A 20,166-nucleotide genomic window follows, 5' to 3' on the forward strand; every position below is an offset into this window, starting at 1 on the left:
GGGCTACTTCTCCGGGCGGGTCAGGTGGCTGAAGGCGTCCAGGTTGCGCGTGGACTCGCCGCGCGCGACCCGCCAGGCGTACTCCTTGCGGATCGCCGTCGCGAAACCCAGCTCCAGGAGCGTGTTGAACGCCCCGTCCGCCGCCTCCAGGACCGAGCCGAGTACGCGGTCCAGCTCCTCCGGGGTGACCACCGAGACCGGCAGCCTGCCGGTCAGGTAGATGTCGCCGAGGCCGTCGACCGCGTACGCCACTCCGTACAGCCGCAGGTTCCGCTCCAGCAGCCAGCGGTGGACGGCCGCCTGGTTCTCGTCGGGGTGCCGGATCACGAACGCGTTCAGGGACAGCGAGTGCCGGCCCAGGCGCAGCGACAGCGTGGTGGACAGCTTGCGCGTACCGGGAAGGGTGACGACGTACGAACCGGGCTCGGGGGACTCCCAGGTCAGCTCGGCGTCGGTCAGCGCGGATTCGATGATCTTCCGGGCGTCAGCCATGACGCGAGCGTACGCCACGGCGGTGTTCGTGCATGGCCGCGGTGTAGACGTCCGCCGTCCCCGCCGCCGCCGTGTCCCAGCCGAACGACCCGGCGTGCCGGGCCGCCGCCTCGCCCAGGCGGCCGGCCAGCGACGGGTCGACGACGAAGCGGCGCAGCGCGGCGGCGTAGTCCGCCGGGTCGTGGCCGCGCACCAGGTAGCCGGTCGTCCCGTCCCGTACCGCCACGGGCAGCCCGCCGACCGACGCGGCGACGACCGGCGTGCCGGCCGCCTGCGCCTCGATGGCGACGAGCCCGAAGGACTCGCTGTACGACGGCATCACGAGCACGGACGCGGCCCGGAACCAGTCGGCGAGCCGCTCCTGGTCGACCGGCGGGTGGAAGCGCACCACGTCGGCGATGCCGAGGCACGCGGCGAGCTTCTGCAGGCCCTCGGGCTTGGCGAGCCCGCTGCCACTGGGCCCGCCGACGACGGGGACGAGCATCCGCGACCGCAGCGACGGATCCTCGTCCAGCAGCCGGGCGGCGGCCCGCAGCAGGATGTCGGGGGCCTTCAGCGGCTGGATGCGCCCGGCGAACACGGGGATGAACGCGTCGGCCGGCAGCCCCAGCCGGGCGCGGGCGGCGGCCCGCCCGTCGGCCGGCCGGAACCGGTCGAGGTTCACGCCCGGGTGCACGACCGCGACCTTCGAGGGCTCGGCCTCGTAGAAGCGGACGAGCTCGTCCGCCTCCCCCGCGGTGTTGGCGATCAGCCGGTCGGCCGCCCGCACGATCTGGGTCTCGCCGATGACCCGCGCCGCCGGCTCCGGCGTGTCGCCGTGCGCGAGCGAGGCGTTCTTGACCTTGGCCATGGTGTGCATGGCGTGCACCAGCGGGACGCCCCACCGCTCGGCGGCGAGCCAGCCGACATGGCCGGAGAGCCAGTAGTGGGAGTGCACCAGGTCGTAGTAGCCGGGCCGGTGCCCCGCCCAGGCCCGCATCACGCCGTGCGTGAAGGCGCACAGCTGGGCGGGGAGTTCCTCCTTGGCGAGCCCCTCGTAGGGGCCGGCGTCCACGTGCCGGACGAGGACGCCCGGGGCCAGCTCCACGGCCGGGGGCAGCCCGCCGGTGGTGGCCCGGGTGAATATCTCGACCTCGATGTTGATCGCCGCGAGACGCTTAGCCAGCTCGACGATGTAGACGTTCATGCCGCCGGCGTCGCCCGTGCCGGGCTGATGCAGCGGGGAGGTGTGGACGCTGAGCATGGCGACCCGGCGCGGCACCCGCGCCCGGCCGGGCAGACGCAGCCGGTGCGGTCCGGCGGCCCGGTGCGGCCCGGCCAGGGTGCCGGCGAACCGGGACACGTACTGGCTCACGTCGGCAGTCCTTCCGCTGGCGGGCATGGCGAGCGGAGGACACGCGCGCGCCTGTGCGTACGGCCCTCCCGTCTCCGACAACAGCGGACCGGCCCGCCACATTTCCGCTTTGCCAATTCATTACGCGGGCGGATGGGCGGGCGGGTGATACCGGTACGGGCGGTCGACACGGAAGCCGTCAGACGGCCGGTCGGGCGGTCGGGCGGTCGGGCGCGCCGACGTACGGCTACGGGGGCGCCCGCGGGGACGGCGGCACCGACCGAGAGGTAACGCGCACGAGGGGTACGCGCGCCGAAGGGTGCCTCGCCCGGGACGTACACGTGCCGTGCGCGCGCCGAGGGGAGCACACAACGGGGGCGTACACGTGCCGTGAGGAGTGCGCCCCCCGGATGCGCGCGCCGAGGGGTGCCGCCGCACCGCTTACCCTCGTCCCCATGGCCCCGCGCACCACCCGTCCCGGCGGGACCCGCCCCGTCGGCACCCCGACCCGCGGGACCACCAACCCCAACCGCCTGCGCCGCATGGACCGCTGGATCGCCGCCGTCCACGGCGCGGAGCTGCGCCGCGGTGAGCGGGCGCCCACGGCGGTGGACCTGGGGTACGGGGCCGCCCCCTGGACCGCCGTCGAGTTGCTGCACCGGTTGCGCGGCGACGCCGACCCCCGCACCCGGGTCGTGGGCGTGGAGATCGAGCCGGCCCGGGTGGAGGCCGCCCGGCCGTACGAGCGCGACGGGCTCACCTTCGTCCACGGTGGCTTCGAGGTCCCGGTGGACGGCTCCCCGGCGCTGATCCGGGCGGCGAACGTGCTGCGCCAGTACGACGAGGACGAGGTCGCGGCGGTGTGGGCGCGGCTGTGCGGGCGGCTCGCGCCCGGCGGGCTGCTGGTGGAGGGGACGTGCGACGAGATCGGGCGGCGCCATGTGTGGGTGGCGCTGGGGCCGGAGGGGCCTCGGACGGTGACGTTCGCCACGCGGCTCGGTTCGCTCCAGCGGCCGTCGGACCTGGCGGAGCGCCTCCCGAAGGCGCTGATCCACCGGAACGTGCCGGGCGAGCCGGTGCACGCCTTCCTGCGGGACTTCGACCGGGCGTGGGCGGCGGCCGCTCCTTACGCCTCGCTGGGTGCCCGGCAGCGGTGGATCAGGACGGCGCGGGACCTGGCGGCCGACTGGCCGCTGGTGGACGGCCGGAGGCGGTGGCGGCAGGGCGAGGTGACGGTGCGGTGGTCGGCGCTGGCACCGGGCTCGTACTGAACGGAACGCGTCGCGACGATCTTTCGTCCCTCCCTGTGGTCGCGACTCTGTCGCTTTCGGCACCGCCGTGGCACCATCTCGGTCGGCAGCCGAAGTTACTGACGGTTAACCAGATGGGGAGATGGGGGTCTTCGTGAACCGACGCCGCTGTGCCGCAGCCGCGCTCACCGTGGTCTGCGCGCTGACCGTGCTGGCGTCACCGGCCCAGGCCGCGTACGCGGCGCCCACGCCGCCCGTCGCCCCGCCCCCGGCCTCTTCGCCGGGCTCGCCACCGGTTGCGCCCCCCGTTCCGCCCTCCGATCCGTCCTCCGATCCGTCCTCCGGCAGGAGCCTCGAAGAGGTGCGCCGGGAGATCGACGCCCTCTACCGCCAGGCCGCCTCCGCCACCGACGCGTACAACCTCGCCGAGGAGCGGGCGAAGAAGCAGTCGGCCGAGATCGTGAAGCTGGCGCAGGCGATCGTGGACGGCCGGGCCCGGATCGCGGACCTGAGGAACCGGGCCGGGGCGGCCGCCCGCGCCCAGTACCGCAACGGCGGCATGCCCGACGAGGCGCAGCTCGTCCTCACCGACGACCCGCAGCTCTTCCTCAACGGCGTCGGCCGTCTCCAGCAGGGCCAGAAGGCCACCAAGGACCTCCTGGCCGAACTCGGGGAACGCCAGGCCGACCTGGAGGCGTACACCCAGGACGCCGGCGCCCACTTGACCCGGCTGGAGGCCACCCGGCTCCAGCAGGCCAGGACGAAGAAGCGGATAGAAACCAAGATCGCTGCCGCGAAGAAGCTGGAGTCCCGGCTCCGGACCGAGGAGCGTGGGCGGCTGCTGCGGCTCGAGCAGGCCGAGCAGGCGCGGGCGCAGACCGCGTGGCTGGGGTCCGGTGTGCTCAAGGGTGCCGCGGCCGACGCCGCCGGCCCACGGGGCAGGAAGGCGATCGAGTACGCGACGGCCCAGCTCGGCAAGCCCTACGTGTGGGGCGCGGAGGGTCCCGGATCCTTCGACTGCTCGGGGTTGACGTCGCAGGCGTGGGCAGCCGCCGGCACGGCCATCCCGCGCACCTCGCAGGAGCAGTGGCGGCTGCTGCCGCGGATCGACGTCACGGACATGCGGCCCGGCGACCTGATCATCTACCACGCGGACGCCAGCCATGTCGGCCTCTACATCGGCGACGGGGCGATCATCCACGCACCGCGGCCGGGACGGAACGTGACGGTGGCGGGGGCGGGCTCGATGGCGATCCTCGGAGTCGTACGCCCGGACAAGTGAGAGGTGCTCCACGCGTGTCGTACAGGTCCGGAATGTGACCGGGTCTACACGGGGCGCGTGAGGTTCGTCATGACGGGCTGCCCAACTACCTCCCGCCGCGCGGCATATGCCATCGGCTCTTCGCTCATATCCATTCCGCTCGGCCGTCGCCGACCGCTAGGGTCCCCGTCGGTGGTGTGTCGGCCGACGCGCCACCGTGCCCTCGGGGGGAGGGAAGGAACCGAACCGATGCCCGTACCCGTACCGCGACAGAGGGTGAGCACAGCGAGCGGCGGCCCGAGCAGTGCCGGCACACCGGGCACACCGGGCACACCGAGTGCTCCGGACGTCTCCAGCGGCCCGGGCGCGCCCGGCCGGGCGGCGCACGCCCCCGCGGTGGTCGGCGGCGCCGACCTCGTCCTGCTGGTGATCGAGGACGACCCCGCGGGCACGTTCACCGTCCCCGAGCTGGTCGACGCGTCCGGGAACCGGGTCCGCATCCGTACCGCCCGCAACCTCACCGAGGCCGAGCGGCTGCTCACCGACGACGTGCACTGCGTACTCGTCGACCTCGCGCCGGCCTCCTGCCGGACGGACGACGACCGGCTCGCCCCGCTGCACCACGTACTGCGCCTCGCGCCGCGCCACGCCGTCCTGGCGCTGACCCCGTCGGGGGACGCCGGGCTGGCGGCCGATGCGGTACGCGCCGGGGCGCAGGACCACCTGTGCCGCGAGGAGCTGGACGGACCGCTGCTCAGCCGGGCCATCCGGTACGCGGTGGAGCGCAAGCGGGCCGACTCCGCGCAGGTGAAGCTGGCCGAGTCCCGGCTGCGCGCGCAGGAGAACGCCCGCCTGGAGCGGGGCCTGCTGCCGACGCCGCTGCTCCAGGGCTCCGACCTGCGCTTCGCGGCCCGGTACCGGCCGGGGCGCTCGCGCGCGCTGCTGGGCGGCGACTTCTACGACACCGTCCGCACGCCGGACGGGACCGTGCACGCCATGATCGGTGACGTGTGCGGGCATGGGCCGGACGAGGCCGCGCTCGGCGTGGAGCTGCGGATCGCGTGGCGGGCGCTGACGCTGGCGGGCCTGTGCGGCGACGAGCTCCTCTCGACGCTCCAGCAGGTGCTGGAGCACGAGCGGGACAACGAGGAGATCTTCGCGACCCTCTGCACGGTGGACATCGCGCCGGACGGGCGCCGCGCCGGACTGTGCCTGGCGGGCCACCCCTCGCCGCTGATCGCCCGGCAGGGCGCGGCGGCGCGGCTCCTGCCGTACGAGGACGGCGGGCCCGCGCTGGGGCTGCTGCCGCGCGCCCGCTGGCCGCGCCGCCAGGTGGAGCTGGGCGGCTCGTGGAGCCTGATGATGTACACGGACGGCCTGATCGAGGGCCGTTCGGCGGGCCCGGGGTCGCCCCGGCTGGGCCAGGACGGCATGGTCGAGATGATCAACCGCCAGCTTGCGCGGGGCCTGGGCGGCGAGGAGCTGCTGGAGGCCGCGGTGGCGGAGGTGCGGGAGCTGAACGGCGGGGAGCTGACGGACGACGTGGCGGTGCTGCTGCTCGCCCGCGAGCGGTCGGCCGACCGGGTGACGCGCCCGGACCGCGCGGCGGGCCGCCGGGCATCCCGCCGCCGCTGACCGGGGCCGGAGCCCGGAGCCCGCGGCGGCGGTGCGGGCCCGGCGGCTAGCGGCCTCCGTTGTAGGGGCCGTACGGCCCGTCGCTGCTGGACCCGCCGCGGGGGCCGCCGCGGCCGCCGGAGACCTGCTGGAGGGCCGGCCGCACGTCGACCATGAACACGATCGAGGCGATGAGCCCGGCGATCTGCAGGAACAGCATCGGCACGAGCAGGTTCACCGCGACCGTGACGCCCAGGATGACCAGCCAGAACATCTTGGTCTGCTTGTTGGCGGCGCGGTAGGCGTCCTCACGGGCCGTGACCGCGATGAACAGGGCGACCACGGCGATCAGGAGCATCGCCAGGTTGAGCAGGAAGAGGAACGTGCTGAATCCAGCGAGCAACATGCTGAGCACCGCCTAGTCAGTGAGTGGGACACCTCGCGGCCAAGGTACCCGTACAACGCCCCGGCCACCCCGAACGTGCCCGGCCGGAGCCGTGCGCCGTCGGGGCGGCCGGCGGGCGGGCGGACCCGCCCGGGGTGCCGCGCCGCGGCGGCCGGTCAGGAGTCGGAGGCCGTCGTCTTCTTCGCGGCCGGCTTGCGGGGCGCCGGGGCCTGCTTCGCCGGGGAGGTCTTCTTCGCGGCGGGCGCCTCGGCCCCGGCCTCCGGCTCGGTGGTCTTCGGCTCCGGGTCCGGCTCGACGGCGATGGCGATCTCGTTGATCTCCTCGGCCGCCTCGCCGCGCCACTGCTTCACTGCCTGCTCACCGTGCTCGGCGACCTTCTCGTAGGCCTCCCGGGCCCTGACCGCGTACTCGGCCGCCACGCCGACGCCGCGCAGTGCCAGGTGCTGGGCGTTCTCACCGAACTTCTTCAGGTCCGTGTCCAGGGAGCCGAGCGCCTCGGTGACCTTGGCCTGGGCTTCCTTGGCCTGGGTGCTCACCTTCTCCTGCACGGCCTTGGGGTCGGTGTTGCGCACCGCGTCGATGCGGGCGGGTGCCTCCGCGGCGATCTGCTCGATCAGGCCGGGCACCTTCTTCGCCTGCCGCACGGCGAGGTCGGCCGTACCGGCGGCGAAGTAGAGGGGGGTGCGGAGTTCTTCGATGATGGCCACGGCTGTGGTCCTCCCGGATCGCAGAGTCAGAGTTCGGGTGAGGTGCCGTCCTCAGTGGTGTTGTCGGCACCTTTCGTCTCCGTATCGAGTCCGTTCTCCTTGCGGAACGAGTCGTAGATCTGGAGCAGCACCTGCTTCTGCCGCTCGTTGATCGACGGGTCGGCGAGGATGACGGCACGCGTCTCCAGCTCCTCGCGCTCCCGCTCGTCCAGGATCCCGGCACGCACGTACAGCGTCTCGGCGGAGATCCGCAGCGCCTTGGCGACCTGCTGGAGCACGTCCGCGCTCGGCTTGCGCAGCCCGCGCTCGATCTGGCTCAGATACGGATTGGACACCCCGGCGGCGTCGGCGAGCTGGCGCAGCGACAGCTGGGCGCTACGCCGCTGTTCGCGCAGGTACTCCCCGAGATTGCCGACGTTGAGTGATGCCATGCCTCGATGGTGCCCCGCCTTGCTAACTTTTGCAAGCGAGTGCTTGCAAAAGTGTCCTCTGGCGCGCCGCCCGGAGCCACGCCGACCCGCCTCGCCGAAAGCGTGCCGATCCTGGTCCGACCGACCGCTCGGCCGCCCGCGCCGGCTCAGGCCTGCCGGAGCGGTGTGGGCAACGGGTTGCTGTGCACGATGTCGAGGCGGGAGACCGCGCGGGTGAGGACCACGTACAGACGGTTCAGCCCGCGCGGTTCGGCCGCGACGATGTCGGCCGGTTCGGCGACGACGACGTGGTCGTACTCCAGGCCCTTGGCAAGCGTGGCGGGCAGCACCGCCACCCGGGGTCCGGCCAGACCCGCCGCGTCCAGCGCCGCGCGCAGACCGGCGACCGCGCGGTCCGCGGCGATCACACCGACGGAGCCCTCGCGCGCCAGCGCCGCCCGCACGGCACCGGCCACGGCCTCCCGCACGTCCCGCACCTCGCGGACCGTCACCTCGCCGTCCCGGCGCAGTGACCGGCCGGGCGGTACGTCCACGTCGAGCGCGCCCAGCAACCGGTTGGCGAGCGCGACGACACCCGCCGGGACGCGGTAGCCGGTCGTCAGGGCGATCACGGGCACCGACTTCCGTCCCAGGTGGGCCAGTTGCCCCGGCCAGTCGCGGGCGGCCCACGGGGTGGTGCCCTGCGCGAGGTCGCCGAGGACGGTCAGCGTGCCGGAGCCCGCGCGGCGGGCGATCGCGCGGCACTGCATCGGGGAGAGGTCCTGGGCCTCGTCGATCACGATGTGGCCGTACCCGGCGGGGCGTTCGACCAGCCCGGCGAGCTCGTCGAGCAGGAGCATGTCGGCCGCGCTCCACTTCGCCGACCGGTACGAGCGCGGGGGCCGCCGCCACCGGATCGCCTCCCGCTCCGCGTCGGTGAGCACCGGGTCGTCCGGGTCGGTCAGCACCTCGGCGAGGACCTCCTCCGGCGTGACCTTCGGCCAGCAGACGTCCACCAGAGCGGTCACCGCGCGCGCCCGCCCCGTCCGCCGCGTCCACGCCGCGCTCCTCGGTCCGGCCCGCCGCTCCGCCCGCAGCTGGACCGCCCGCACCACCCGGCCCCGTACCCGCTCCCTCCCCACCGCGTAGGGCGGCGCCTCCGCCCGTACGCCGTCGACGATCTCGGCGAGTTCGGCGGCCGGCACCCGCCACCGGTAGGAGCCGTCCGGCACGGCGAGCGCCTCGGCGGGCGGGGTGACGCGTGCGTACAAGGCGCGGCGCAGGACGCCGGCCATGCGGGCGTCGTGCTTGACCGCCTCCGCCTCGGGTGGGTCCGCGGCCCGCACCTGGTGCCCCCGGTCGGTCTCCTCCTCGATCGTCGACTGGCGGACGTCCGACTCACCGAGCGCGGGCAGGACTTCGGAGACGTACGACAGGAAGGTGCGGTTCGGGCCGAGGATCAGCAGCCCGCCGCGCCGGATGCGCTGCGGGTGGGTGTAGAGCAGGTACGCGGCCCGGTGGAGCCCGACGGCGGTCTTCCCGGTGCCGGGCGCGCCCTGGACGCACAGGGATTCGGTGAGACCGGCCCGTACCAGGTCGTCCTGCTCGGGCTGGATGGTGGCGGCGATGTCCCGCATGGGCCCGATCCGGGGGCGCTCGATCTCCCCGGTGAGGATCGCGCTCGGCGGGCCGGCCTCTCCGGCGGCCAGGTGCTCGTCCTCCAGCCCGGTCAGGTCGGCGGAGTCGCCGTCGCTGAACGGTGCCCAGCCGAACCGCCTGCGTACCAGTACGCCCTGCGGGTCCCGGGCGCTCGCCTGGTAGAAGGCGCGGGCGACGGGTGCCCGCCAGTCGACGACGAGCGGCGGGGCCGCCGGGTGCTCACCGATACGGCGGCGGCCGATGTGGTGGCGCAGGCCGTCCTCGTGGTCGATGCGGCCGAAGAACAGCGGGCCGGGTGGCTCCTCGCACAGCGCCTTGGCGCGGCCGCGCAGGTGGCGGCCGAGTATTTCGGCGTCGGCGCCCGACGCGGAGACGTCCTCGCCGGTGACGACCTGGTGGGCGGCGCCGTCGACCATGCGGCGCAGGGCGGCACGGCAGGTGTCGTGGTGGGTGCGTTCCTTGCTCAGTTCCTGGTCGAGTGACGTCATGCCGCCAGAATAATGCAACTGAGTAATATTTCTTACTCGGTCGTGGATCGTGGGCGGCGACTGACACAGAGCGTGATTCCGCACGTACGCGCGAGTAACGAACGGCTCTTCATTGACACTCTCCGTGGCCGGAAGTTAACTTCACGGCGTCGTCGCCACACCAGGAGCACGAGGCTCCTCCGGGACTTGCGGCGCGAAGGACTTCCCAGTTGACGACTGACACCGTCTTGGAGATCCGGCCCTTCACCACTCCGGACACCACTGCCGGACCGTTCACCGTTCAGCCCTACACCGCCCATTGCCGGGTGATCCACGCCGAGGGCGCCCATGCCGTGATCGGCGTCTCCCCCGGCAACAGCTACTTCTCCGCCCAGCGCGTCACCGACCTGGCCCGCTGGGGCACCGCCCACTTCGACCGGGTGGACTTCGTCTACACCGACCTCCATGTGGCCGAAATGTACGAGGCATCCGGCTACACCCCCGACGACGCCCGCCGCAAGGCGGTGAAGAACCTGCGCGGCGTGCGGGCCAAGGTCACCAACGCCGTCGCCTCCGTCGACCCCGACGGACGGCGCCTGCGCGCCCATCCCATGTCGGCCTTCGTGGACAATCCGGCGTACCGGGAGATCCACCGGCACCTGCTGAGCCGGCTGGAGACGGATCCCGACTTCCGCGCGACGTGCGACGCGCTCATCGGCGCGTACCTCTCCTCCAAGGTCCTGGACGGGAGGACGCCCACGGCGCGGCAGCGCGAGGTGTGCGTCGAGTACGTCTGTGCCGAGGCCCCGCTGTTCCTCGACACCCCCGCCATCCTGGGCGTGCCGTCGTCCCTCAACTGCTACCACCAGCTGCTGCCGATGGCCGAGCTGCTCTACTCGCGCGGCTCCGGGCTGCGGGCCTCCCGCAACCAGGGCCACGCCGTCGTCACCCCCGTACCGCACGCACCACTCGCACAGCACGCCCCCGAAGGAGACTCCTCCGATGTCCGTTGAGACACTGACCGACGAGCTCCTCGCGTTCCCGTTCTCCTGGCACGGCGACCGGCTTCCCGACGAACTCGCGCTGCTGCGCGAGGAACCGGTCAAGCGGGTGCGGACCATCGCCGGCGACGAGGCCTGGCTGGTGTCCTCGCACGCGCTGTGCAAGCAGGTCCTGGAAGACCCGCGCTTCAGCCTCAAGGACACCTCGGCGCCGGGCGTGCCCCGGCAGTACGCGCTGACGATCCCGCCCGAGGTCGTCAACAACATGGGCAACATCACCGGGGCCGGCCTGCGCAAGGCCGTGCTCAAGGCACTCAACCCGAAGGCTCCCGGCCTGGTGGAGTGGATGCGGTCGGCCGCCGCCGACCTGGTCGACCGCATCCTCGACGCCGGAGCTCCGGGAGACCTGCGGGGACAGTTCGCCGATCCTTACTCCGCCGCCATGCACTGCCACATCCTCGGCATCCCGCAGGCGGACGCGCCCCGGCTGACGCGCAGCCTGGACATCGCGTTCATGAACTCCGCGTGCCCGGTCACCGGCGCCGCGCTCAACTGGGACCGCGACATCGCCTACATGGTGGAGCGCCTGGACGACCCGGCCACCACCGGGCTGATGGCCGAGCTGGCGGCGCTGCGCGGGGACCCGGAGTACGACCACCTCACCGACGAGATGCTGGCGACGGTCGGTGTGACCATGTTCGGCGCCGGGGTGATCTCCACGTCCGGCTTCCTGACCATGGCCCTGCTCTCCCTCATCCAGCACCCCGAGCTGACGGCCGAACTCCTCGCGGACCGCGCGAGGATCCCGGCGGCCGTCGACGAGCTGCTGCGGATCAACCTCTCCATCGGCGACGGGCTGCCCCGCCTGGCGACGGAGGACGTGACACTCGGCGACGTGGAGGTGAGGAAGGGCGAACTCGTCCTGGTCCTGGTCGAGGGCGCCAACTTCGACCCCGAGGCGTTCACCGACCCGCACACCGTGGACCTCACCCGGGAGAACAACACCGCCCACCTGTCCTTCGGCGGCGGCCGGCACTACTGCCCCGCCACCGCGCTGGGCAAGAAGCACGCGGAGATCGCCCTGGAGACCCTGCTGGACCGGATGCCCGGCCTCCAGCTGGCCGTGCCGATCCAGCAGTTGGTGTGGCGGACCGGCTTCATGAAGCGGATTCCGGAGCGGCTGCCCGTCATGTGGTGACCACCCGGGGGGCCGCCGCTCCGAGCAGGGGGAGCGGCGGTTCCGCCTCCGTGCTGCCCGGCCCGGAGCGCGGCCGTTCCGCCTCCGAGCGGCCCGGCCCGGAGCGCGGCGGCGCCGTCGGTCAGAGGCGGAGCCCCTCCGCCAGCTGCCGGAAGGCCAGTGCGGCGGCGGCCGCCGCGTCCGCCTCCACCGCGTCGGCGCTCTCGCCCGCCTCGACACGCCGCCAGTTCTCCTCCGCCAGGATCCGCTGTACGGCGACGATCTGGCCCGCCGCGAGGCGCTCCCGGACCCCGCCTCCGCCGAGCGCGTCCGCCAGTGCCGTCTCGGAGGCGCCCTGGTACGCGTACAGCCGGGCGACCAGGCTGGGGGTGCCGTACAGCAGCCGGTGGAAGGCGAGCACGTCCGGGTCGTCGTTCAGCCCGGTCACCGGGTCGCGGCGGGCGAGCCCGTCGGTGAAGTGACGGCGCAGGGCCTCCAGCGGACCGACGCCGCCGGGGCGCCCCGCCACGACGCCCGCCGCCTCCTCGCGGTGGTCGGCGAACCGGTGGAGGACCAGGTCCTCCTTGGCCGGGAAGTACCGGAAGAGCGTGGGCTTGGAGACCTCGGCGGCCGCGGCGACCTCGGCGACCGAGACCTCGTCGAAGCCCCTCTCCAGGAAGAGGGCGATCGCCGTGTCGGAGATCGTCCGGTACGTCCGCTGCTTCTTGCGCTCGCGCAGCCCCATCTCACCGCTCATGGCGCCGAGCCTACGCACGATCGCCCCGGCCCGGTCGCCCCGGCCCGGCCAGCCCGGCCGGGGCGCCGGTCGGCTCCGCACCGGCGCCCCGGCGCGCGCCCGGTGCGCCGGGAGCCGCGTGGGCGGCGGGGCGCCTGTCAGGCGCGCTGTTCCGTGTACGTACCCGCTGAGCGCCGGGCCGCCGCGCGCACCGCGATGAGCACCGGCTCCAGCGACGGCACCACCCACCGCGCACCGGCCCGGCGCAGCAGGTCGGCCCCCTGCTCGTCAGGGCCGTGACCGAGGAACGGCACACCCGCCTCCCCCGCGGCCGCCAGTTCGGCGGGAGTGGCGCCGATCATCAGGGACACGGCCGGCCGCGCTCCCGGCCAGGCCAGGGCGCCCGCGACATCGCCGTACACGCGCGCGCCGAAACAGCCGGCCAGGCCCCGGCCCTCGAGGTAGCGCCGCACCGCCGCCGGAGAGGTGCCGCCGACGACGGCGAGCCCCGTACCGACCGCGGCGAGCGTGCGGACCAGAGGGTCGGCGTACGGCGTGGGCCACGCGGCCGCCGCGGCGCGGGGACGGCAGAGGGGGCCGTCGAAACCGAACAGGACGTACTCGGTGCCGCCGATGACGTCGAGGAGGTCGTCGTACACAGCTTGCCGCCAGAGGGTCGGGGACCAGGTGGGACGAGGGTGTCAGATACCGGCGGGCCCGCACAGGGCTAGAACACGTCCGGGCACCAGGGCCGGCGCGAGGTACGCAGCAGCGCGTCGGCCACCGCCGCCGCGCCCGGCCTCGACTCCTCCACCCGCCCGAGGGCCGCGAGCCGTACCGCGGACTCGTCCCCCAGGTACAGCGTCCCCAGCTCCGCCACGTCCATGGTGAGATCCGGCGACGCGGTGGTCGGCGCGCACGACGCGCCCTGGGGCGAGGCGTCCAGCCGGAAACGGCCGCCCGCCAGGCCCGCCGGGTCGGCCAGTTGCAGCACGAGGGCGCCGGTCCCCGCGTACGCACGTGTCTCAAGGGCCCGTACGACATCGAGGATCCGCAGCCAGACCAGGTCGGCGTGGGTCGTGACGCGCGCCGCCCTGGGGTCCGGCAGCAGCAGGGGCAGCAGGTCGTCGGGGGCGCGGTAGCCGGACTTGACCGTGGTCACCCAGTCGATGGAGCAGACGAAGTGCCACAGCGCGCGCTCGGCGGCCGGGGTCACGGCGATCAGGTCGCGCACGGACACGCCGCACAGCGGCTGCTTGTCCTCCCAGGTGTCGTCCGTGGTGTAGCAGGCGTACCCCTCGAGGTCCCCCGTCGCGGAGCAGTACGTCACGTAGAAGGGTTCCGTCCACGGCTGTCCGGGCAGGAGCGCGGCGCCCGTGCCGACCTCCCAGGCGCGCCGGTCCCTGCTGACCACGCCGTGCCGGACGGTGGCGAGCCGGTCGTGGAGGGCGGGGCCGGCCTCGCGGACGTCCTCCGCCCGGACCAGGTCGACGCGGCCGCCGTCGTCCGGCCCGGACCAGCGCGGGTCCAGACCGGCGCGCCGCACGTCGACGGTCCACTCGGTGATCCAGGTGGCCGGTCCGTACCCGTACCGCCCGTAGATCGGGTACTCGGCGGCGACCAGCGTCGAGACGGCTTCACCGCGCTCCTTTGCCGCCGCCAGGTCCACCGCCGTCATGCGGCTCAGCAGCCCGCGCCGCCGGTGCGTCGGCGAGACGGACACGTTGGTCACGGCGCTCGCGCCGAGCCGGGCCCCGCCGGGCACGGTCAGCTCCTGGGCGAACGAGCGGAAGGTGGCGACGCAGCGCCCGGCGTCGAACGCCCCCCGGGTGCGGGCCAGGTCCACGTACGGGAGCTTCTGCGCGGCCTCCTCGTCCGGGGCGGTCGGCGGCTGCATGAACCCGACCCGGCGGGCGCGCAGCCAGTCGGGGAACTCGGACTCGCTGACCGTACGGACCTCAAGGCTCATGCGCGGCACGCTAGGCGGCGGAGCCCGCCACCCGCATCCGGTTTTCCCGGCGCCCGCTCCGGAGGGACCAGCCCGCCGGACCCGCTCAGAAGGCCGCGCGGATCTCCCCGACCCGCTGCCCACCACCCAGCAGCGGCGCGTCGCCGATGCGGGCGACCACCGGGGCGTCGATGCCGAACATCCGCAGCGCCCGCGCGAGGACCGGGCCCAGGGCACGTCCCGAACCGTCGTCGATCTTGAAGGCGAGCGCCCGGCCGTCCGCCAGGGCGACCGCCTGGACGGCCTCGGCGCCCATCTTGGACAGCGCCCCCGGCACCTCCCGCATCAGCCAGGTGTCCGGCCGCCGGGTCCCCGCCACGTACTCGGGGTGCGCGCGCATCGCGTCGGCGACCCGCCGCTGCGGCGTCCCAGGCTCGGCGAGCACGTAGGAGCGGAACGCCCGCGCGAGGCCCACCAGGCTGATCGCCATCAGCGGCGCCCCGCACCCGTCCGTGCCGACCACCCGCACCGTCTCGCCGGACGCCGCCTGGACCTCGTCGCGGACGAGCCGCTGCATCGGGTGACCGGGGTCCAGGTAGGTGGCCGGGTCCCAGCCGTTCACCGCGCAGGCGGCCAGCATCGCCGCGTGCTTGCCCGAACAGTTCATGGCGATCCGCTCCCGGAGGCCGCCGGCGGTCAGGTGCGCCTCGGCCTCCACCGGGTCCAGCGGCAGGCCCGGAGGGGTCCGCAGGTCCGACTCGGTGAAGCCGTGCTCGGCGAGCATCTTGCGGGCGAGGTCGAGGTGGAACGGCTCGCCCGAGTGGCTGGAGGCGGCCAGCGCCAGCCGCTCCCCGGCGAGGTCCACGCCCGCCCGCAGCACCGCCGCGGCCTGCATGGGCTTGTTGGACGAGCGCGGGAACACCGGAGCCGCGGGATCCCCGGCCGACGTCCCGACGGTGCCGTCCTCGGCGAGCAGGACCAGCGAACCCCGGTGGTGGCCCTCGACGAACCCGGAGCGGACCACCTCGGCGAGGACCGGGCGGATGACTGAGGTGGCGGAGGAGGACATGGCGGCCGGCCTTCCTTCCCGGGGACGGCGACCCGCCCCCGCGCGTCCTCAGCGGAGCAGGTCGTCCACTTGTGCTTCGCCCTCACGGTACCTGCGGGCGATCTCGGCGCTGCAGTCGTCGGCCGTGCGCTGGAGCTGCTGCCGGCGGCGGGAGACCTGTTGTTCGTAGCGCGCCAGCCGTCCCATCGCGGCGTGCAGCTCTTCGTCCGTTCGGGCGGTCAGGTCCGACAGCTCGACCTCCGACAGCATCTCGGCGGCCAGCCGCCGGTACTCCTCGCCGCGCGGGGTGCCCATCGTCACGTGGCGGGCCGACGACCGGTGCCGCGACGGGGTGTCCGTGAGGATCTCGGAGAGCCGGTCGACCACCGGCATCTCCGTCCCGCCGCGGCGCGCCAGCTCGGCGCGCAGGATGTCGATCCGGCCCTGGAGCAGCCTCCGTACGTAACTCAGGTCCGCCTCGTCGCCGTGCGAGTCCCGGCGGAGGGCGCGCAGCTCCGGCAGCCGCATGGTCCTCACGTCGTGCTGCCGCGCCTCCGGCAGGACGGCGTCACCGGTCCGCTGGGTGGGTGGCCGCAGCGGCCCCCTGCCACCGGCGCATGTCATCGGTGCGGGATGCGGCGTCTGCCCGGCGCCAGGTGTGCTCATAGGAATCCGTCCCCTCGACCGGTGCTCGAGGTCTCCCCGGGCCCGAAGGGCCGAGGGGAAGCACCGCCTGAGAGGCATGGTGCCATTTGTGCCGGTGTCAATGCAGTCGCCTGCACCCGTTCGGACGCGGATAGGTTGGTCTGTATGCGCGCAGTGGTACAGAGGGTCGACGGGGCCGAGGTCGTCGTCGCCGGTGAGACGGTCGGCCGGATCGTGGGCGAGGGGTTGTGCGTCCTGGTGGGCGTGACCCATGAGGACACGCCCGACAAGGCGGCGCAGCTGGCCCGGAAGCTGTGGTCGGTGCGGATCCTGGAGGGCGAGAAGTCCTGCTCGGACGTGGATGCGCCCTTGCTGGTGATTTCGCAGTTCACCCTCTATGGGGACGCCCGCAAGGGCCGCCGCCCCACGTGGAACGCCGCGGCGCCGGGCGAGGTCGCCGAGCCGCTGGTCGACGAGGTGGTGGCGCGGCTGCGGGAGCTGGGGGCGACGGTGGAGACGGGCCGGTTCGGGGCGGACATGCGGGTCTCGCTCACCAACCACGGCCCGTTCACGATCGTCGTCGACGTCTGAGCTTCCCCGGGCCCCGACCGCGGCCTCCCGGGCGTCGAACGACCCGCTAGGCCTCGACCACGACCTCCTGGGCGGCGGCCGTGGCGCCCGCGAGCAGCTCCGCGTCCACCGGTACGTTGCGCTTGACCAGGGCGAGCGCGATCGGGCCGAGCTCGTGGTGGCGTACGGCGGTGGTGACGAAGCCGAGCTGGCGGCCCTCCTCGCCGTCGGCCTTCAGCCTGATCGGCGTGCCGTGCGGGGGCAGGTGCACATCGCTGCCGTCGAGGTGCAGGAAGACCATCCGGCGCGGCGGCTTCCCCAGGTTGTGGACGCGCGCCACGGTCTCCTGGCCGCGGTAGCAGCCCTTCTGGAGGTGGACGGCGGTGCCGATCAGGCCGATCTCGTGCGGGATGGTGCGGTGGTCGGTCTCGAACCCGAGCCGGGGCCGGTGCCCCTCGACGCGCAGCGCCTCGTACGCCCAGATGCCGGCGAGCGGCCCGTTGCTCCCGGCGTAGGCGGCCAGGTCGGCGCGCGGCAGGAACAGGTCACGGCCGTACGAGGTCTCCCGTACGGCGACGCCGTCCGGGACGTCGGCGATCGAACCGGCCGGCAGGTGGACGACGGCGAAGTCGTCCGTCCGGTCGGCGACCTCGACCCGGTAGAAGAACTTCATCGACTCCAGGTAGCCGATGAGCGCCTCCTGCGTGCCGGGCTCGACGTGGGCCCAGACCGTCTCGCCGTCGTCGACGAGGTACAGCGCGTGCTCGATGTGGCCGTTGGCGGAGAGGATCAGCGCCTCGGTGGCCCGGCCCGGCGGGAGATCGCTGACGGCCTGCGTGAGCAGCAGGTGCAGCCAGCCGAGCCGGTCGTCGCCGGTGACGGTGACGATCCCGCGGTGGCTCAGGTCGACCAGGCCGGTGCCGGCGGCGAGGGCGCGCTGTTCGCGGAACAGGTCGCCGTAGTGCGCGGCGACACCTTCGTCGCGCCCCTCGGCGGGTACGGCGCCGGGCAGGGACAGGAGGGGGCTGGTCGGTGGTTGTCGCAGCATGTGATCAGCCTACGACTCGCCGCCGGACGGAGCCTCGGCCTCCCCGGCCTCCCCCGCCCCCTCGGCCTTCCTCGTACAGCTCTCGCACAGCCCGAAGATCGCGAAATGCTTCATGTCGGTGTCGAAACCGAAGGTCCGGCGGAGTTTCGCGGTGAACTCGGCGGCCACCTCCACGTCCGCCTCGATGACGTCCGTGCAGTCGCGGCACACCAGGTGGAGGTGGTGGTGCCGGTCGGCGAGGTGGTAGGTGGGGGCACCGTGGCCGAGGTGGGCGTGGCTGACCAGGCCCAGCTCCTCCAGCAGCTCCAGCGTCCGGTAGACGGTGGAGATGTTCACGCCCGAGGCGGTCTTGCGCACCTCGCCGAGGATGTCGTCCGGCGTCGCGTGCCCCAGGACGTCCACCGCCTCCAGGACAAGCTGGCGCTGGGGAGTCAGCCGGTAGCCGCGCTGCCGCAGGTCGCTCTTCCAGTCGGTGCTCACCACGCGCTCCAGTGTAGGAGCACCGACCGCGAAGGCCGAGGGTTACTTGAAGAACGCGATGCCGTCGTCCGGCAGGTCACCGAGGTCCTTGGCCCAGGACTCGACCTGCTCGGGCGTGACGACCTTCTTCAGGTGGGCCGACATGTAGGGGCGCAGCGGCACCTCGGGGGTCGACTTCTCGCCGACCCACATCAGGTCGCCCTTCACATAGCCGTACAGCCGCTTGCCGCCGCTGTAGGGCCCGGAGGCGGCGGTCCGCGCGACGGCGTCGGTGGCCAGGTCGATCTGCGGCTTCTGGTCGGCGAGCTCGCCGTACCAGACCTCGACGATGCCCTGGTCGCGCACCATCACGATCTCGACCTTGCGCTCCTTGTCGACGCGCCAGTAGCCGCTCTCGGACTCCAGGGGCTTGACCTTGTTGCCCTCGGCGTCCAGGACCCAGGTGCGGGAGGTGTACTCGATGAAGTCCCGGCCGTCGTGGCTGAAGGTCACGGACTGGCCGAAGTTGCACTTCTCGGCGCCGGGGAAGTCGGAGACGCCCGCGCCCTCCCACGTGCCCAGGAGGAACGCGAGGGGGACGAGGTCCGGGTTCAGGTCGGACGGAATCTCGATCATGAGCAGCTCAGTCGATCTGTAGGAGTGGTCAGCGCTGGCCCTGGTACAGCTTCTTCACGACCAGGACGGCGAAGCCGAGCACGCCGACGCAGACCAGGACCAGCAGGGCGGAGAAGAAAGCCTCAAGCACAGGGTGCTCCTCGGTGAGCGGTGTGGGCGAAGAAAGGGCCGGGTCCCAGCGTAATGGGTGGGGGCACGGCCCTCCGTGTGAGGTTCGGCCCAGCGGGGCGCACTACAGTTCCGCACATGGCGAAGAAGCTCGTGATCAAGGTGACCGCGGGGGCCGACGCCCCCGAGCGCTGCTCGCAGGCCTTCACGGTCGCGGCGGTGGCCGTGGCCAGTGGGGTGGAGGTCTCGCTCTGGCTGACCGGCGAGTCCTCGTGGTTCGCGCTGCCGGGGCGGGCCGCCGAGTTCGAGCTGCCGCACGCGGCGCCGCTGCCGGACCTGATCGACTCGATCCTGGCGGCCGGGCGGATCACGCTGTGCACCCAGTGCGCGGCACGGCGGGAGATCACGGAGAAGGACGTGCTGGAGGGCGTGCGGATCGCGGGGGCGCAGGTCTTCGTCAGCGAGGCGATGACGGACGGTACGCAGGCGCTCGTCTACTGACGCCGGGGGCGCAGGGGCGCTTCCGCTCACTGGCGTTTCCTCTTGCCGTCGAGTTCGTCCCACCACTCGTCGGACGTCGGGTCGCCGGAAGGATCGTCCCACCAGCGGTCCTCCGGCCCCCGCCGGTTGGCCACCATCGCGGCGACCGGCGGGATCACCATGGCGACGAAGCACATGGCGACGGCGGCGGGCGTGGACCACAGCCGTACGACGGCCCAGGCGCCCACGAAGAGCACCAGGCAGGCCGTCATCATCCCGAAGTAGACGTGCCGACGCCGGGCGTACATACGTCCAGCGTAGGACGGGAACGACCGAAGGGCCGCACCTCGGTCCCGGTAAGCGTCCAACCCCCAGGAGGCGCGGCCCTTCGGCCAGTACGGCGGTGCCGTCAGACGGCGATGGCGACCTCGGCCAGGCCACCCTGCTGGGCGACGACCGTGCGGTCGGCCGTGCCGCCCGGGACGAGGGCGCGGACGGTCCACGTGCCCTCGGCCGCGTAGAAGCGGAACTGGCCGGTCGCCGAGGTCGGGACCTCGGCGGTGAACTCCCCGGTCGAGTCGAGCAGGCGCACGTAACCGACGACGGGCTCGCCGTCCTTGGTCACCTGGCCCTGGATCGTGGTCTCACCGGGCTTGATCGTCGAAGCGTCCGGGCCGCCGGCCTGTGCTCCACACATGGGTACTCCTGAGG

The 20,166-nt window shown here is 73.4% G+C and carries 23 protein-coding genes; 7 read left to right on the plus strand and 16 right to left on the minus strand.

From position 1 onward, the window contains the following. Nucleotides 1–3: 3 nt before the first annotated feature. Nucleotides 4–492, minus strand: coding sequence for a type III secretion system chaperone family protein (locus tag ABD347_RS06885; RefSeq protein WP_344357731.1), 489 nt, complete (start codon nt 490–492; stop codon nt 4–6). Further along, on the minus strand, nt 485–1,846 hold the full coding sequence (gene mshA, locus ABD347_RS06890; protein WP_344357734.1) for a D-inositol-3-phosphate glycosyltransferase: 1,362 nt from the start codon (nt 1,844–1,846) through the stop codon (nt 485–487). Before mshA ends, ABD347_RS06885 begins: the two co-directional genes overlap by 8 nt. A gap of 434 nt (nt 1,847–2,280) precedes the next feature. On the opposite strand from mshA, the gene ABD347_RS06895 reads away from it, so the two are divergent. The 3 genes from ABD347_RS06895 to ABD347_RS06905 all read left to right on the plus strand — a co-directional run bounded on the left by ABD347_RS06895 (nt 2,281) and on the right by ABD347_RS06905 (nt 5,971). Further along, nucleotides 2,281–3,096, plus strand: coding sequence for a class I SAM-dependent methyltransferase (locus ABD347_RS06895; RefSeq protein ID WP_344357737.1), 816 nt, complete (start codon nt 2,281–2,283; stop codon nt 3,094–3,096). Between the two features lie 133 nt (nt 3,097–3,229). Continuing rightward, on the plus strand, nt 3,230–4,357 hold the full coding sequence (locus ABD347_RS06900) for a C40 family peptidase (RefSeq protein WP_344357740.1): 1,128 nt from the start codon (nt 3,230–3,232) through the stop codon (nt 4,355–4,357). 69 nt (nt 4,358–4,426) lie between these two features. Continuing rightward, complete coding sequence (locus ABD347_RS06905) at nt 4,427–5,971, plus strand: PP2C family protein-serine/threonine phosphatase (RefSeq protein WP_425575593.1); 1,545 nt, start codon at nt 4,427–4,429, stop codon at nt 5,969–5,971. A 46-nt stretch (nt 5,972–6,017) separates the two neighbouring features. Here the strand turns inward: ABD347_RS06905 and ABD347_RS06910 are convergent, their stop codons facing one another. The 4 genes from ABD347_RS06910 to ABD347_RS06925 form a co-directional block, all read right to left on the minus strand. Beyond that, nucleotides 6,018–6,356 (minus strand): DUF2516 family protein, encoded by a 339-nt coding sequence (locus ABD347_RS06910; protein WP_344357746.1) that lies wholly within the window; start codon nt 6,354–6,356, stop codon nt 6,018–6,020. A gap of 155 nt (nt 6,357–6,511) precedes the next feature. After that, on the minus strand, nt 6,512–7,063 hold the full coding sequence (locus ABD347_RS06915; RefSeq protein ID WP_344357749.1) for a hypothetical protein: 552 nt from the start codon (nt 7,061–7,063) through the stop codon (nt 6,512–6,514). Between the two features lie 26 nt (nt 7,064–7,089). Next, entirely contained in the window at nt 7,090–7,494 is a 405-nt protein-coding gene (locus ABD347_RS06920; RefSeq protein ID WP_344357752.1) for a helix-turn-helix domain-containing protein, read from the minus strand. Nucleotides 7,495–7,640: 146 nt separating this feature from the next. Beyond that, nucleotides 7,641–9,620, minus strand: coding sequence for a HelD family protein (locus ABD347_RS06925; RefSeq protein WP_344357755.1), 1,980 nt, complete (start codon nt 9,618–9,620; stop codon nt 7,641–7,643). 209 nt (nt 9,621–9,829) lie between these two features. Here ABD347_RS06925 and ABD347_RS06930 point away from each other — a divergent pair, with 209 nt between their 5' ends. Together ABD347_RS06930 and ABD347_RS06935 are read left to right on the plus strand one after the other, a co-directional pair. Further along, nucleotides 9,830–10,612 (plus strand): cyclodityrosine synthase, encoded by a 783-nt coding sequence (locus ABD347_RS06930; protein WP_344357758.1) that lies wholly within the window; start codon nt 9,830–9,832, stop codon nt 10,610–10,612. Next, a complete protein-coding gene (locus tag ABD347_RS06935; protein ID WP_344357761.1) occupies nt 10,602–11,798 on the plus strand; it encodes a cytochrome P450 in 1,197 nt (398 codons plus the stop codon). Before ABD347_RS06930 ends, ABD347_RS06935 begins: the two co-directional genes overlap by 11 nt. Nucleotides 11,799–11,919: 121 nt before the next feature. Here the strand turns inward: ABD347_RS06935 and ABD347_RS06940 are convergent, their stop codons facing one another. The 5 genes from ABD347_RS06940 to ABD347_RS06960 form a co-directional block, all read right to left on the minus strand. Continuing rightward, nucleotides 11,920–12,534: a TetR family transcriptional regulator gene (locus tag ABD347_RS06940; protein WP_344357764.1), complete on the minus strand. Its 615-nt coding sequence runs from the start codon at nt 12,532–12,534 to the stop codon at nt 11,920–11,922. A 137-nt stretch (nt 12,535–12,671) separates the two neighbouring features. Next, nucleotides 12,672–13,172, minus strand: coding sequence for an HAD family hydrolase (locus tag ABD347_RS06945; RefSeq protein WP_344357767.1), 501 nt, complete (start codon nt 13,170–13,172; stop codon nt 12,672–12,674). 68 nt (nt 13,173–13,240) lie between these two features. After that, entirely contained in the window at nt 13,241–14,482 is a 1,242-nt protein-coding gene (locus ABD347_RS06950; RefSeq protein ID WP_344357769.1) for a GNAT family N-acetyltransferase, read from the minus strand. A gap of 85 nt (nt 14,483–14,567) precedes the next feature. After that, the gene (locus ABD347_RS06955; RefSeq protein WP_344357772.1) at nt 14,568–15,530 is read right to left on the minus strand and encodes an asparaginase; all 963 of its coding nucleotides are present in this window, start codon (nt 15,528–15,530) and stop codon (nt 14,568–14,570) included. A 48-nt stretch (nt 15,531–15,578) separates the two neighbouring features. Continuing rightward, nucleotides 15,579–16,175, minus strand: coding sequence for an RsiG family protein (locus ABD347_RS06960; protein WP_425575588.1), 597 nt, complete (start codon nt 16,173–16,175; stop codon nt 15,579–15,581). Nucleotides 16,176–16,319: 144 nt separating this feature from the next. Between ABD347_RS06960 and dtd the strand changes: the two genes are divergently transcribed. Further along, on the plus strand, nt 16,320–16,745 hold the full coding sequence (gene dtd, locus ABD347_RS06965; RefSeq protein WP_344357778.1) for a D-aminoacyl-tRNA deacylase: 426 nt from the start codon (nt 16,320–16,322) through the stop codon (nt 16,743–16,745). A gap of 46 nt (nt 16,746–16,791) precedes the next feature. Here dtd and ygfZ read toward each other — a convergent pair whose 3' ends face one another. From ygfZ to ABD347_RS06980, 3 genes are read right to left on the minus strand one after another with little or no spacing between them, the layout of a single operon-like run. Continuing rightward, complete coding sequence (gene ygfZ, locus ABD347_RS06970) at nt 16,792–17,772, minus strand: CAF17-like 4Fe-4S cluster assembly/insertion protein YgfZ (protein WP_344357781.1); 981 nt, start codon at nt 17,770–17,772, stop codon at nt 16,792–16,794. Between the two features lie 9 nt (nt 17,773–17,781). Further along, on the minus strand, nt 17,782–18,255 hold the full coding sequence (locus ABD347_RS06975) for a Fur family transcriptional regulator (RefSeq protein WP_344357783.1): 474 nt from the start codon (nt 18,253–18,255) through the stop codon (nt 17,782–17,784). 39 nt (nt 18,256–18,294) lie between these two features. Next, nucleotides 18,295–18,867, minus strand: a complete 573-nt coding sequence (locus tag ABD347_RS06980; RefSeq protein ID WP_344357785.1) for a heme-binding beta-barrel domain-containing protein — start codon at nt 18,865–18,867, stop codon at nt 18,295–18,297. Between the two features lie 246 nt (nt 18,868–19,113). Between ABD347_RS06980 and ABD347_RS06985 the strand changes: the two genes are divergently transcribed. Next, nucleotides 19,114–19,476 carry a DsrE family protein gene (locus ABD347_RS06985; protein ID WP_344357786.1) on the plus strand — a complete coding sequence of 121 codons (363 nt, stop codon included), beginning with the start codon at nt 19,114–19,116 and terminating at the stop codon, nt 19,474–19,476. Nucleotides 19,477–19,502: 26 nt separating this feature from the next. On the opposite strand, the gene ABD347_RS06990 is transcribed toward ABD347_RS06985, so the two are convergent. Further along, entirely contained in the window at nt 19,503–19,763 is a 261-nt protein-coding gene (locus tag ABD347_RS06990) for a DUF3099 domain-containing protein (RefSeq protein ID WP_344357788.1), read from the minus strand. 101 nt (nt 19,764–19,864) lie between these two features. After that, nucleotides 19,865–20,152 carry a DUF1416 domain-containing protein gene (locus tag ABD347_RS06995; protein ID WP_064067594.1) on the minus strand — a complete coding sequence of 96 codons (288 nt, stop codon included), beginning with the start codon at nt 20,150–20,152 and terminating at the stop codon, nt 19,865–19,867. Between the last annotated feature and the right edge of the window lie 14 nt (nt 20,153–20,166).

Origin of the sequence: Streptomyces gobitricini (assembly GCF_039532985.1) — a bacterium.
In the GTDB taxonomy this organism is placed as follows: Bacteria; Actinomycetota; Actinomycetes; order Streptomycetales; family Streptomycetaceae; genus Streptomyces; species Streptomyces gobitricini.